The organism is Pseudomonas sp. PK-RTE-24 (genome assembly GCF_054052265.1).
In genome coordinates this window covers 4776588-4790431 of the sequence record NZ_CM133224.1, presented here as the reverse complement: position 1 = coordinate 4790431, position 13844 = coordinate 4776588, and the positions used below count along the sequence as shown (strand labels likewise).

Annotated in this window: 12 protein-coding genes; all 12 read left to right on the top strand. The window is 62.9% G+C overall.

Annotated elements, in window-relative coordinates; all coding sequences use genetic code 11:
- Positions 1 to 136: 136 nt before the first annotated feature.
- The 12 genes from ACV8MC_RS21405 to ACV8MC_RS21350 all read left to right on the top strand — a co-directional run bounded on the left by ACV8MC_RS21405 (position 137) and on the right by ACV8MC_RS21350 (position 13639).
- A complete protein-coding gene (locus tag ACV8MC_RS21405) occupies positions 137 to 889 on the top strand; it encodes a GntR family transcriptional regulator (protein WP_236169017.1) in 753 nt (250 codons plus the stop codon).
- Positions 886 to 2616: a fumarate reductase/succinate dehydrogenase flavoprotein subunit gene (locus tag ACV8MC_RS21400; RefSeq protein WP_457263369.1), complete on the top strand. Its 1731-nt coding sequence runs from the start codon at positions 886 to 888 to the stop codon at positions 2614 to 2616. The genes ACV8MC_RS21405 and ACV8MC_RS21400 overlap by 4 nt, the downstream gene beginning before the upstream one ends.
- A gap of 27 nt (positions 2617 to 2643) precedes the next feature.
- Entirely contained in the window at positions 2644 to 2889 is a 246-nt protein-coding gene (locus ACV8MC_RS21395) for a 4Fe-4S dicluster domain-containing protein (protein ID WP_003225615.1), read from the top strand.
- Positions 2890 to 3100: 211 nt separating this feature from the next.
- The gene (locus ACV8MC_RS21390; protein WP_252869328.1) at positions 3101 to 4525 is read left to right on the top strand and encodes an ABC transporter substrate-binding protein; all 1425 of its coding nucleotides are present in this window, start codon (positions 3101 to 3103) and stop codon (positions 4523 to 4525) included.
- Between the two features lie 329 nt (positions 4526 to 4854).
- Complete coding sequence (locus ACV8MC_RS21385; RefSeq protein WP_024012709.1) at positions 4855 to 5634, top strand: ABC transporter permease; 780 nt, start codon at positions 4855 to 4857, stop codon at positions 5632 to 5634.
- A complete protein-coding gene (locus tag ACV8MC_RS21380) occupies positions 5634 to 6482 on the top strand; it encodes an ABC transporter ATP-binding protein (protein WP_252869329.1) in 849 nt (282 codons plus the stop codon). The genes ACV8MC_RS21385 and ACV8MC_RS21380 overlap by 1 nt, the downstream gene beginning before the upstream one ends.
- Positions 6479 to 7441 carry a HEAT repeat domain-containing protein gene (locus tag ACV8MC_RS21375; RefSeq protein WP_252869330.1) on the top strand — a complete coding sequence of 321 codons (963 nt, stop codon included), beginning with the start codon at positions 6479 to 6481 and terminating at the stop codon, positions 7439 to 7441. Before ACV8MC_RS21380 ends, ACV8MC_RS21375 begins: the two co-directional genes overlap by 4 nt.
- On the top strand, positions 7438 to 7716 hold the full coding sequence (locus tag ACV8MC_RS21370; protein WP_095179719.1) for a DUF971 domain-containing protein: 279 nt from the start codon (positions 7438 to 7440) through the stop codon (positions 7714 to 7716). The genes ACV8MC_RS21375 and ACV8MC_RS21370 overlap by 4 nt, the downstream gene beginning before the upstream one ends.
- A gap of 193 nt (positions 7717 to 7909) precedes the next feature.
- Entirely contained in the window at positions 7910 to 8527 is a 618-nt protein-coding gene (lexA, locus tag ACV8MC_RS21365) for a transcriptional repressor LexA (RefSeq protein ID WP_041478675.1), read from the top strand.
- On the top strand, positions 8527 to 9144 hold the full coding sequence (imuA, locus tag ACV8MC_RS21360; protein WP_041478676.1) for a translesion DNA synthesis-associated protein ImuA: 618 nt from the start codon (positions 8527 to 8529) through the stop codon (positions 9142 to 9144). Before lexA ends, imuA begins: the two co-directional genes overlap by 1 nt.
- Before the next feature lie 5 nt (positions 9145 to 9149).
- Positions 9150 to 10565, top strand: coding sequence for a Y-family DNA polymerase (locus tag ACV8MC_RS21355; protein ID WP_252869331.1), 1416 nt, complete (start codon positions 9150 to 9152; stop codon positions 10563 to 10565).
- Positions 10562 to 13639 (top strand): error-prone DNA polymerase, encoded by a 3078-nt coding sequence (locus ACV8MC_RS21350; protein ID WP_252869332.1) that lies wholly within the window; start codon positions 10562 to 10564, stop codon positions 13637 to 13639. Before ACV8MC_RS21355 ends, ACV8MC_RS21350 begins: the two co-directional genes overlap by 4 nt.
- The last annotated feature ends 205 nt before the right edge of the window (positions 13640 to 13844 follow it).

Below are 13844 nucleotides of genomic sequence, written 5' to 3'. Positions count from 1 at the left end.
CAGGCTCGCTCCCACAGATGTCCCACAGGTCTTCCGGCGCAACACGCATCTAAGGTTATGCCCAAACAATATTTCTCAACCTCTTCATAACGTCTCTAAGATCACGTCATAACTCGTTATAACAAGTGATCCCGTGATGACCGATAACGTTCTCTCCCTCAGTAGCGTTCCGCTGCACACCCAACTGCGCGACGTCCTGCGCGCGCGGATTCTCGACGGTGAATACCCGCAAGACAGTCAGATGCCTTCCGAAAGCGAGCTGGGTGCGCTGTTCAAAGTCAGCCGCATCACCGTGCGCCAGGCCTTGGGCGATCTGCAGAAAGAAGGGCTGATCTTCAAAATCCATGGCAAGGGCACCTTCGTCGCCAAGCCGAAAACCTTTCAGAACGTCAGCAGCCTGCAAGGCCTCGCCGAGTCGATGACCGGGCGCGGTTATGAAGTGATCAACCGCCTGCGCAGTTTCAAATTCATTCCGGCCGACAAGCGTGTGGCCGAGCGGCTGCAGGTGGCCGAGGGTGAAATCGTCGCGCAGATCAAACGCGTGCGCCTGATCAACCGCGAGCCGATCTCGTTGGAAATCACCTACCTGCCCAAAGCCGTCGGCGAGCGGCTGGAGAAGGCGGATCTGGTCACCCGCGACATCTTTCTGATTCTGGAAAACGACTGCGGCATCGCCCTCGGCCACGCCGATCTGGCCATCGATGCGGTGCTGGCCGACAGCGACCTGACCCAGGCACTCAGCGTCGAAGCGGGCTCGCCGATCATGCGCATCGAGCGCCTGACCCACGATGCCCACGGCCAGCCGCTGGACTTCGAACACCTTTATTACCGTGGCGATGCGTTCCAGTACCGCCTGCGGATCGACCGGCAAAAAGGGGAGCAGGCATGACCCGCAACGTTCTAGAACAGGAATACGACATCGTCGTGATTGGCGGCGGCACGGCCGGGCCGATGGCGGCGATCAAGGCCAAAGAGAAGAACCGCGATTTGCGCGTTTTGCTGGTCGACAAGGCCAACGTCAAGCGCAGCGGCGCGATCAGCATGGGCATGGACGGCCTGAACAACGCGATCATTCCCGGCCACTCGACACCGGAGCAGTACACCAAGGAAATCACCATCGCCAATGACGGCATCGTCAATCAGGCGGCGGTCTACGCCTATGCGACGCACAGTTTTGAAACCATCGAACAACTCGACCGCTGGGGCGTGAAGTTCGAGAAGGACGAGACCGGCGACTACGCGGTGAAAAAGGTCCACCACATGGGCGCCTATGTGCTGCCGATGCCGGAAGGGCACGACATCAAGAAAGTCCTGTATCGGCAGTTGAAACGTGCGCGGGTGAGCATCACCAATCGCCTGGTCTGCACGCGTTTGTTGACCGACAAGGAGGGCGCGGTCAACGGTGTTATGGGCTTCGATTGCCGCACCGCCGACTTCCATGTGATCAAGGCCAAAGCAGTGATTCTCGCCTGCGGCGCGGCCGGACGCCTCGGCCTGCCATCGTCTGGCTACTTGATGGGCACCTACGAGAACCCGACCAATGCGGGCGACGGCTACGCGATGGCCTATCACGCCGGCGCCGAACTGGCCAATCTCGAGTGCTTTCAGATCAACCCGTTGATCAAGGACTACAACGGCCCGGCCTGCGCCTACGTCACCGGCCCGCTGGGGGGCTACACCGCCAACAACAAGGGCGAACGCTTCATCGAGTGCGACTACTGGAGCGGGCAGATGATGTGGGAGTTCCATCAGGAACTGGAGAGCGGCAACGGTCCGGTGTTCCTCAAACTCGATCACCTGGCCGAGGAAACCATCCAGAACATCGAGGAAATCCTGCACAGCAATGAGCGCCCGAGCCGTGGCCAGTTCCACGCCAACCGTGGCACCGACTACCGCACGCAGATGGTTGAAATGCACATTTCGGAAGTCGGCTTTTGTAGCGGCCACTCGGCGTCCGGTGTGTGGGTCAATGAGCGTGCCGAGACTTCAGTGAAAGGCTTGTATTCGGCCGGCGACATGGCTGCGGTGCCGCACAATTACATGCTTGGCGCGTTCACTTACGGCTGGTTCGCCGGGCACAACGCCGCAGACTTTGTCGCCGGCCGCGAGTTTTCCGCACTGGACAGCGAGCAGATCGCCAAGGAAAAAGCCCGGGTCTACGCGCCGCTCGACCGCGAACACGGCCTGCCACCGGCGCAGGTGGAATACAAGCTGCGCCGCTTCGTCAACGACTACCTGCAACCGCCGAAAGTGACCAAGAAGATGCAGATCGGCCTGCAGCGTTTCAGCGACATCGAGCACGATCTCGAGCAGATGAAAGCCAACAACGCTCACGAACTGATGCGAGCGATGGAAACCAGCGTGATCCGCGATTGCGCCGAAATGGCCGCCCGCGCTTCGTTGTTCCGCGCCGAAAGCCGCTGGGGCCTTTACCACTCTCGCGTCGATCATCCGCAACGCAACGACGCCGATTGGTTCTGCCACTGCCATCTGAAAAAGGGCGAGGACGGCCAGATGACCAGTTTCAAGAAGGCCGTCGAGCCCTACATCATCCCGCTCGATGCCGAAGAAATGCAGGCCTATCACCGCCTGCGGGTCGGCGCCTTCGCCGCTTGATGCATCACTAGAAAGAGAGTCCGAACCATGGCTTATCAAGCTCAGGAAATCTTCTTCCGCTCCAACGCCCCGGTCACCGTGGACGAGGACAAATGCATCGCCGAAAAGGGCTGCACCGTGTGCGTCGACGTCTGCCCGATGGACCTGCTGGCGATCAACCCGGCCACGCAAAAGGCCTACATGGCGTTCGATGAATGCTGGTACTGCATGCCGTGCGAGAAGGATTGCCCGACTGGGGCGGTGAAGGTCGACATCCCCTATTTGTTGCGTTGACCCCAAATTCATTGTGGGAGCGAGCCTGCTCGCGAAAGCAATCGTTCGTTCAACAATGATGGTGACTGACCCGCCGCCTTCGCGAGCAGGCTCGCTCCCACATTGCAATTGTGATTATCCAATAGCCATCCGGTGAACCCCGGACGCTGAATGCAAAACACCCCTCGTTTCCCACCGCGCCCTGATCGCGGCGGAGACGAACTTCAAACAAATGATTCGAGGGGAAACACTCATGTTGCGTGCAGCACTTGCCGGTCTGGTACTGGCTTCATTCACCTTGTCGGCCTCGGCCGAAACCATTCGCATCGCCATCGGCACTCAGGACACCACCATCAACTGCGCCGCTGGCGGGTTGTTGATCAGGGAACTGGGTCTGCTGGAAAAATACCTGCCCCACGATGGCGCCTACAAAGACGCGAAGTATGACGTGCAGTGGAAGAATTTCACCAGTGGCGCGCCGCTGACCAATGAGATGGTCGCCGGCAAACTCGATTTCGGTGCCATGGCCGATTTCCCCGGTGCGTTCAACGGCGTGGCATTCGAAACGGCGGGCAAGCACAGCCTGTTCATCAGCGTGCTGTCAGGCAGCATCAAGGGCAGCGGCAACGGCATCGTCGTGCCGAGCGCTTCGTCGGTGCAAAGCCTGAGCGAACTCAAGGGCAAGACCATTTCGGTGCCGTTCGCCTCGACGGCTCACGGCATGTTGCTGCGCGCCGTGGCAGAGCAGGGCTGGGACCCGCTCAAGGATGTCAACATCATCGCCCAGCCACCGGAAGTCGCCGGCTCGGCATTGCAGGCCGGCAAGATCGACGCCCACGCCGATTTCGTGCCGTTCGCCGAGCTGTTCCCGAGCCGTGGTTTCGCCCGCAAGATCTACGACGGCGCCCAGGCCAACGCGCCGACTTTCCATGGCGCACTGGTGGATCAGGCCTACGCCAGGAAGTACCCGGAAATCGTCGTCGCCTATTTGCGCGCGAGCATCGAAGCCAACCAACTGCTTGCCGCCGAACCCGAGAAGTACAGCGAACTGATCGCCAAAGTCACCGGCGTCGATGCCGAGGTCAACTACCTGTTTCACGGCCCGCTCGGCGTACAGACCCGCGACCTGAGCTGGAAACCTGAATACCGTCAGGCTGTCGGTACCGCCATCGATACCTTGAAGCTGCTGAAGAAAGCCGATCGCGGGCTCGACCTGAACAACTTCATCGACGACCAGTACATCCGCGCCGCCTTCAAGGCTTCGAAGCTCGATTACACCGCGCAACTGGCCAACTACGCGCAGACGCCGTTGCCGGGTGTGGATGCGGCGACGGGCAAAGCCATCACCGACGTCAGCCATGTCGCGGAAATCTGGGTGCGCGGTGAGGAAAAAGTCCGCCGTTACGGCTCGGCTGAAGCGGCGTTCACCGCGCTGGCGGGGTTGAAGCAGGAGGGCAAGAACATTCGTGCGGTGTATGCGCAGGCCAGTGACAGCGGGATCAAGTTGCTCGCTGAACAGGCGTGGTTTGCCAGCGATGCCAAGGGTCGCCTCAGCGCATTTCTGCTCAAGGGCCAGGCCCAGCAATACGCTGCGGCGCAGGGTGGCAAGGTGTTCGACTTCAGCGATGCGACTGCGCAGGTTGTTGCTGCGCGCTGAGGATCAAAAGCCCCTCACCCTAACCCTCTCCCAAAGGGAGAGGGGACTGACCGAGTTGTTGGTGAGAGATACGCCGACGTGAAGTACCGAGTCGAACTGAGGTCTGCAAGCGCTGAAGATCAAAAGCCCCTCACCCTAACCCTCTCCCAAAGGGAGAGGGGGCTGACCGAGTTGTTGGTGAGATACGCCGACGTTTAGTACCGAGTCGAACTCAGGTCGTGAAAAGCACGCAAATCGGCTCCCTTTCCCCCTCGCCCCCCTGGGGGAGAGGGCTGGGGTGAGGGGGTAAATCTCAGCCATCACACAGAACCCGAACTGGAAACCGGACTATGAAAACACCGTTGCGCTGGACATCAAGAGCCGCCTCACTGCTGCTCTGCCTGCTCTTCTGGCAACTAGCCGCCAGCCATCACTGGAACCTCGGCCTGGTCACCTTTGCCAACGTGCCGACGCCACTGGCGGTGATCGAAGCCGCACTGGGCCTGGGCGACTCCGGCAAACTCTGGCAGCACTTGAGCAGCAGCCTCGGCCGGGTCTTCGCCGGTTACGTGGCGGCGCTGATCATCGGCATCGCCCTGGGCCTGGCCATCGGCCGGTCGAAATGGGCTGAAGACATTTTGCTGCCACCGCTGGAAGTCCTGCGCCCGATCCCCGCCGTGGCGTGGATTCCGCTGGCGATCCTGATGTTTCCGTCCTCGGAGTTGTCGATGGTTTTCATCACCTTCACTGGCGCGCTGTTCCCGATCCTGCTCAACACCGTGCACGGCGTCGAAGGCGTTGATCCACGCCTGATCGCCTCGGCAAAAAGCCTCGGGGCAGGGCGTCGGGCGATTCTGCTGGAAGTAATCCTGCCGGGCGCTGCGCCGAGCATCATCACTGGCCTGGCGATCGGCATGGGCACGTCGTGGTTCTGTCTGGTGACGGCAGAAATGATCTCCGGGCAGTTCGGCATCGGTTACTACACCTGGGAGTCCTACACCATTCAGAACTACGCCGACATTGTAGTCGGCATGCTCCTGATCGGCGTGTTGGGCATGGGCAGCAGTTGGCTGATCAAACGCCTGGGCGGCTTGTTCACGCCTTGGCATCGACCGCGAGGCAAAGCCTGATGAGCGTGATGCAAACCCCGGAAGGGCGGATCGACATCCGCCAGTTGTCCATCGTCCTCGGCCAGGGCCGCGAAGCCTTCGAAGCGGTGCAGGGCCTCGATTGCCAGATCGAACCCGGCCAGTTCGTGTGCATTCTCGGCCCGTCCGGTTGCGGCAAGTCGACCTTGCTCGGCGCCCTGGCCGGCCACTTGAATGCCAGTACCGGCAGCTTGAAAGTCGACGGCAGCGCGGTGACCGGCCCGTCGCCGCAGCGCGGCATGGTGTTTCAGCACCACACGCTGTTCCCGTGGCGCACGGTGCGCGACAACGTCGCCTTCGGCCTGAAGATGCGCGGCGTCGGCAAGGCTGAGCGCCATCGAGCCGCTGACGACATTCTCAAACTGGTCGGCCTCGAAGGCTTTGCCGAGCGCTGGCCCGATCAGCTCTCCGGGGGCATGCAGCAACGGGTCGAAATCGCCCGGGTGCTGGTCAATCGCCCGCGACTGTTGCTGATGGACGAACCGTTCGGCGCGCTGGATGCGCTGACCCGTCTGAGCATGCAGGAACTGCTGCTGGACATCTGGACGCGCATCCGCACCACGGTGGTTTTCGTCACTCACGACATCGACGAGGCGTTGTTTCTCGCCGACCGCTTGCTGGTAATGAGCGCGCGACCGGGGCGAATCATCGAAGACTTGCCTCTGGACTTTCCGCGTCCGCGCACCAGCGAACTGGTCACCAGCCCGGAATTCGCTCGCCTCAAGCGCCACTGCCTCGACCTGCTGCGCCACGACAACGACCGACCGCTGCCGCGCCTCAATCCGCTCGGCCTGCCTCCTGAAAACCCTTTGCCGCGATTTGCCTTATGACCTCTATTTTTGCTGTGACCGACAACGAAGACATCCTCGCCCTGCATCCGCGCCTGACGGCTGAAGACGCCGGCGTGCGGCGCATTGCCCTGATCGATCTGGCCGATCTCGAAGAACCGGATGGCTTGCTCTGGCTGGTTGATCGACTTCGTCAGGATCCTGCCAAGGATGTTCGCGCTGAAGCTGCGCGATTGCTTGAAGCGTGGGAGGACGATGCGGTCGTGCAAGCCTTGTGCGAAGCGCTGACGGATCCGTCGCCCGCTGTGCAATCGGCAGCGGCGCAAAGCCTGAGCCTGCTCAAGACTGCAGCGGCGGGGCGCGTGATTCTGCCGTGGACCGAACATGCCGATGTCAGTGTGCGCATCGCTGCATTTCGGGCGTTGCGAGAATTGCGCTTTGCCGAGGCCGCGCCGGCTGCCGTCGCGGCATTGGAGGATGCCGATGCTCATGTTCGGCGCGAAGCGGTTGGCGTGCTCGGCTGGCTCAAACAGCTCGACGCGCTGCCAGCCTTGGCGCGCCTGGCCAGCGACGACCCGGACACCGAAGTGCGCCGCGCCGCGACGGGTGCGCTGGGTCTGGCCAGTGGCGCCGAAGTGTTGCCGGCGCTGAGCCAGGCCTTGCACGACCCCGCCTGGCAAGTGCGCGAAGAAGCCGCGACGACACTGGGCAAGGTTGGCCACAGCGACGCCGGCCCGACCTTGGTCGAAGCGCTGAGCGATGACTATTGGCAAGTGCGGCTGCGCGCCGCTCGCAGCCTTGGCCGCTTGCGTTTCGTCCCGGCGCTGGACGCGCTGATCGACACTCTCGGCCACCGCATCAGCAACCTGCGCAAGGAGGCCGCGCTGGCGCTTGGAGAGTTGAACGATCGCGGCGCCGTGGCCGCGTTGCAGGCAGCGCAGGACGACGGCGACCCGGAAGTGCGCAAAGCCGTGCGCATCGCGTTGAGTCAGCTGCAATGAATCCGCTGTCGGTGGGCAACTCGCAGAGTGAGCGCACGTTACACCTGAGCTGGCCGGACGGGCGCGAATCGCTGCTCAAGCATGCCGATCTGCGCCGGCAATGCCCTTGCTCGCAATGCCGCGCATTTCGCCTGCGCGGTGTCACGCCGCTGGTTGATGATCGCGTGCGCCTGATCGAACTCAACCCGCAGGGTTATGGTGTGCAACTGGTGTTCAGCGACGGGCATCAACGCGGGATTTATCCGTGGGAGTACCTGGCGCAACTGGCTTCCTGACCTTATCCGATGATCGTTCCCATGCTCCGCGTGGGAATGCAGCCCGTGACGCTCCGCGTCACTGGACGCGGAGCGTCCCTTGAGGCATTCCCACGCAGAGCGTGGGAACGATCAGATCGCAGCCTTCGGCAGCTCCCTGCGTCGGCATGCGCCGACTGGCGGTTCTTGTCAGGCATTTCCCACAGGAGTACAAATGTACTCCATGACCAATCTGACTCCCCGCCGTACCGCCATTCTGACCTTTATCCGCGATCGCATCGCCGAGCACGGTCAGCCCCCAAGCCTCGCTGAAATCAGCGAGGCTTTTGGTTTTGCCTCGCGCAGCGTGGCGCGCAAGCATGTGCTGGCGCTCACGGAAGCCGGTTTCATCGAGGTCAACCCGCATCAGGCCAGGGGCATTCGTTTGCTCGGCCAGCCATCGCGTCCGGAGCTGCTGGAGATCCCCGTACTCGGTCGTGTGGCCGCCGGCGCGCCGATTGGCGCCGATGCCGATATCCATAACCGTTTGCTGCTCGACCCGGCGCTGTTCTCCCGCACCCCGGATTACATGCTGCGGGTGCAGGGCGACTCGATGATCGAAGACGGCATTCTCGATGGCGATCTGGTCGGTGTGCGGCGCAATCCCGAGGCGCTGAACGGCCAGATCGTCGTTGCGCGTCTGGACGGTGAAGTCACCATCAAACGCTTCGAACGGGTCGGGGATGAAGTGCGCCTGCTGCCGCGCAACCCGGCGTACAAGCCGATTGTCGTGCGTGATGATCAGGATCTGGCCATTGAAGGCGTGTTCTGTGGTCTGGTGAGGCAAGGCTGATGGGCGCCGTCGTTGCGTTGGATACGCTGTTCAATGGCGGCCAGGTCTGGCGCGGCAGGCCTGCGCCACCGGCGGCGAGTCCGCAGCCGACCGGGCATGCGGGACTGGACGCAGCTCTGCCCAGCGGCGGCTGGCCGGAAGCGGCGCTGAGCGAAATCCTTCTCGCCGGCCCTGGTGTCGGCGAGCTGCAACTGGTCTGGCCAACCCTGGCGCGATTGTCCGCGGCCGGTGAGCGCATCGTGCTGGTGGCGCCGCCGTTCGTGCCGTACCCGCAGGCCTGGGCCAATGCCGGGGTCGATTTGCGTCAGTTGTCGGTGATTCAGGCCAGCGAACGCGATGCCTTGTGGGCGGCGGAGCAGTGTCTGCGCTCGGGCAGTTGCGGCGCGGTGCTGTGCTGGCCGAACAAGGCCGACGACCGGGCTTTGCGGCGTTTGCAGGTAGCGGCGGAAACCGGCCAGACCCTGGCCTTTGCCTGGCGCCCGTTGAGCGAGGCGGTCAACCCGTCACCGGCAGCGTTGCGCATAGCCATCGATGCCAAACCGGCGCAACTCCGCGTACTCAAATGCCGTGGCGGGCTGGCGCGTGCGGCGCCGATTGCCTTTGCCGTGGGGCACTGATCGTCATGCGCTGGGTATGTATTCTCTTTCCGCAACTGGCCCTCGACGCTGTGCTGCGTCAGCGCCCCGACCCTGAAGAGCCGCTGGTGCTGCTCAGCGGTCCGGCCCAACGCCGAGTGCTGCAAGCGGTAAATCCGGCGGCGCGCAAACTCGGCCTGCGCCCCGGCATGTCGATGACCGCCGCGCAAGCAATGAGCAAAGGCTTTGCCACCGCCGATTACGAGGTGGCCGAGGTCGAGCGCTGGCAGCAGTTTCTCGCCGCGTGGGCCTATCGCTTCAGCGCGCAGGTCAGCGTGCATTACCCGCGTACCGTGGTGTTCGAGATCGAATCCAGCCTCGGCCTGTTCGGTACCTGGCCGCAATTTGAAGCTCGCCTGCGCCAGGAATTGAAAGATCTGGGCTTTCGCCATCGCATCGTCGCCGCGCCGAACCCGGTGGCGGCGCGAGTGCTGGCCAATGCCTACGATGGCCTGGTGGTGCCGGACAGCGAAGCCTTGCAGCATCATCTCGGGCAATTGCCTGTTGATCGTGTGGGGCTGGAGCCGAATGTCGCCACGGCGTTGTCGCGCATGGGCCTGCGCAATCTCAGTCAGGTGCAAAGCCTGCCACGCCAGGCACTGGCCCGGCGCTTCGAAGCGCAGATGCTCAAGCACCTCGACACGCTGTTCGGCGCACGCCCGCTGGCGCTGGCGTTCTATCTGCCGCCAGACCGTTTCGATATCCGCATCGAACTGAATTTCGACGTGCAATCCCATCAGGCATTGCTGTTCCCGTTACGGCGCTTGACCGGCGACCTGTCGGCGTTCCTCTGTGGGCGCGACAGTGGCGTGCAGCGTTTTGACCTGCATCTGGAACACGCAGGGCTGCCGGACACAGTGATCAAGGTCGGCCTGCTCAGCGCGGAGCGTGACGCGGCGATGCTGTTTGAACTGGCCCGTGGCCGGCTGGAGCAAGTCCAGGTCGAGGCGCCGGTGCGTGGTTTTCGCTTGCGCGCCGAAGACCTGCCGAGTTTCGTTCCGCAGTATCAGGAACTGTTCGACGACCGCCCGCAGCAGACCTTGCCCTGGGAGCAATTGCGCGAACGTCTGCGCGCACGGCTGGGTGATGACGCGGTGCAGGGCTTGCGCTTTCAGGCCGATTATCGCCCCGAGTGCGCGTGGCAGAATGGCGTCGACAAACAGCCTTGCACAGGTTTGCCCAGCGTCCAGCGCCCGGGCTGGCTGCTCAACGAACCGCAGAGCGTGCCGGAAGGTTCGGCGCGGATTCTCATGGGGCCGGAGCGCATCGAATCCGGTTGGTGGGACGGTGGCGACGTGCGGCGTGATTACTACCTGATCCAGAACCGCGCCGGTCAGCAGGGCTGGGCCTGGCGCGCTGTGGGTGAGGGCGGCCCGCTGTGGCTGCAAGGCTGGTTCGCATGAGTGCCGATTACGCCGAACTGCATTGCCTGTCGAATTTCAGTTTCCAGCGCGGTGCCTCCAGCGCGCTGGAGCTGTTTCAGCGGGCGAAAAAGCACGGCTATCAGGCACTGGCGATCACCGACGAGTGCACCCTCGCCGGGATCGTTCGTGCATGGCAAGCGGCGAAGTCCGTGGAGTTGCCGCTGATCATCGGCAGCGAGGTGCGCATCGACAACGGCCCGAAACTGGTACTGCTGGTGGAAAACCTTGCTGGTTATCAGGCCCTGTGCGGCTTGATCACCCAGGCCCGGCGGCGTACGCAGAAAGGCCAGTATCAGCTGCTGCGCGAAGACTTCGACGAAGCACTGCCGGGTTTGCTGGTGTTGTGGGTGCCGGATTCAGTGGATGACCGGGAAGAAGGGCGCTGGCTGAAACAAACCTTCGGCGACCGCCTGTGGCTCACGGTGCAACTGCATCGCGGGCAGAACGATCAGCAGCGGCTCGCGGCATTGTTGGCTCTGGCGGCTGAGCTGCAGACTCCAGCCGTGGCCAGCGGCGATGTGCACATGCATGCCCGGGGGCGCCGTGCCTTGCAGGACACCATGACCGCGATCCGTCATCACGTCCCCGTGGCCGAAGCGGGTCTGCGCCTGCATCCCAATGGCGAGCGGCATTTGCGTTGCCTTGATGTGCTGCGCGAATTGTATCCGCCGGCCTTGCTCGAGGAATCGGTCAACCTGGCCCAGCGCTGCACCTTCGATCTGAGCGAGCTGCGCTATCAATATCCGAAAGAGCTGGTGCCCAAGGGCCACAATGCCAGTTCCTGGTTGCGTCATCTGACCGAGGAGGGCATTGCCTGGCGCTGGCCGAAAGGGCCTCAGGCCAAGGTGCTCAAGCAGATCGATGACGAGCTGCAATTGATCGCTGAACTCGGCTACGAAAGCTACTTCCTCACCGTGCACGACGTGGTGCGCTTTGCCCGCACGCAGAACATCCTCTGTCAGGGCCGTGGTTCGGCCGCCAACTCGGCGGTGTGTTTTGCCCTGGGCATCACCGAGATCGATCCGGATCGTACTACGCTGCTGTTCGAACGCTTCATGTCCAAAGAGCGCAACGAGCCGCCGGACATCGATGTCGATTTCGAGCACGAGCGCCGCGAGGAAGTCCTGCAATACGTGTTCAACCGTTATGGCCGGCGGCGTGCGGCGCTGACTGCGGTGGTCAGCACCTATCACGCCACCGGTGCCGTGCGTGATGTGGCCAAGGCCCTCGGCCTGCCACCGGATCAGATCAACGCGCTGGCCGATTGCTGCGGGCGCTGGAGCGATGAAACGCCGCCGCTGGAACGTTTGCGTGAAGGCGGCTTCGACCCGGACAGTCCGGTGCTGCGCCGGGTGCTGAGCCTGACCGGGCAACTGATCGGCTTCCCCCGGCACCTGTCGCAGCATCCCGGCGGTTTCGTGATTTCCGAGCAACCGCTGGACACCTTGGTGCCGGTAGAAAACGCGGCAATGGCCGACCGCACCATCATCCAATGGGACAAGGACGACCTCGATGCGGTCGGCCTGCTCAAGGTGGATATTCTCGCCTTGGGTATGCTCAGTGCGATTCGCCGCTGCTTCGATCTGCTGCGCCGGCATCGTGATCTGAACCTGACGCTCGCGACGATCCCCGCCGAAGACAAACCGACCTACGCAATGATCAGCCGCGCCGATACCGTCGGTGTGTTTCAGATCGAGTCGCGGGCGCAGATGTCGATGCTGCCGCGCCTGAAACCGCAGACGTTCTACGATCTGGTGATTGAAGTGGCGATCGTCCGCCCGGGGCCGATTCAGGGCGGCATGGTTCATCCCTATCTGCGCCGACGTAACAAGGAAGAGGCGGAAACCTATCCGTCGCCAGCGCTCGAGGTCGTACTCAAAAGAACCCTGGGCGTGCCGCTGTTTCAGGAGCAGGTCATGCAGATCGCCATCGTCGCTGCCGACTACAGCCCCGGCGAGGCCGATCAACTGCGTCGTTCCATGGCCGCGTGGAAGCGCCATGGCGGACTGGAGCCGCACAAGGAACGTCTCGCCGCCGGTATGAAAAAGAACGGCTACACCCCGGAATTCGCCGCGCAGATCTTCGAGCAGATCAAAGGCTTCGGCAGTTATGGCTTCCCCGAATCCCACGCCGCCAGTTTCGCCTTGCTGACCTACGCCAGTTGCTGGCTGAAATGCCACGAGCCGGCGGCGTTCGCCTGTGCATTGATCAACAGTTGGCCGATGGGCTTTTACAGTCCGGACCAGATTCTGCAGGACGCGCGGCGGCACCAATTGCAGATCCGTCCGGTTGACGTGCGCGCCAGCGACTGGGATTGCAGCCTCGAGCCGCTGAGTGCCGGGCAACCGGCGATTCGCATGGGCCTGCGCATGATCAAGGGTTTTCGCGAAGAGGACGCACGGCGCATCGAAGCCGCGCGCCGACACGGGGCGTTTGCCGATGTCGCTGACCTGGGTGAGCGCGCCGCCCTCGACAGTCGTGCGCAGGCCTTGCTGGCAGACTCCGGCGCTTTGCGCGGTCTGGCCGGGCACCGTCATCGTGCGCGTTGGGAAGTGGCCGGGGTGCAGAAACAGCTCGGCCTGTTCGCCGGCCTGCCCAACGAAGAAGAAGTCAAAATCGTCCTGCCCAAACCCAGCGTTGGCGAAGACCTGCATGCTGATTACGCCACGGTGGGGACGACGCTGGGGCCGCACCCGTTGGCATTGCTGCGTGGCGAGTTGCAGGCCCGGCGCTGCCGCAGCTCGCGGGAATTGATGGATATTGAACATGGCCGGCCGGTCAGCGTGGCCGGTCTGGTCACCGGCCGACAGCGCCCAGGTACGGCCAGTGGGGTAACGTTCGTGACCCTGGAAGACGAGTTCGGCAACGTCAACGTAGTGGTCTGGCGTGACCTGGCCGAGCGTCAGCGCCAAGTGCTGGTGGGTTCGCAATTGCTCAAGGTCGACGGCCGCTGGGAGCGCGAAGGCGATGTGCGCCACCTGATCGCCGGGCGCATGAGCGACCTTAGCCCGCTGCTCAACGGCATTCACGTGCAGAGCCGGGATTTCCACTGACCTTTGTGGGAACGAGCCTGCTCGCGAAAGCGCAGTCTGAGGCAATGACGATGTTGACTGTGCCGCCGCCTTCGCGAGCAGGCTCGCTCCCACAGGGAATTTGGTTGCGATGAAGATGGTGGATTTACCCCGTATGAGTGTGGGAACGAGCCTGCTCGCGAAAGCGCAGTCTGAGGCAATGACGATGTTGACTGTGCCGCCGCCT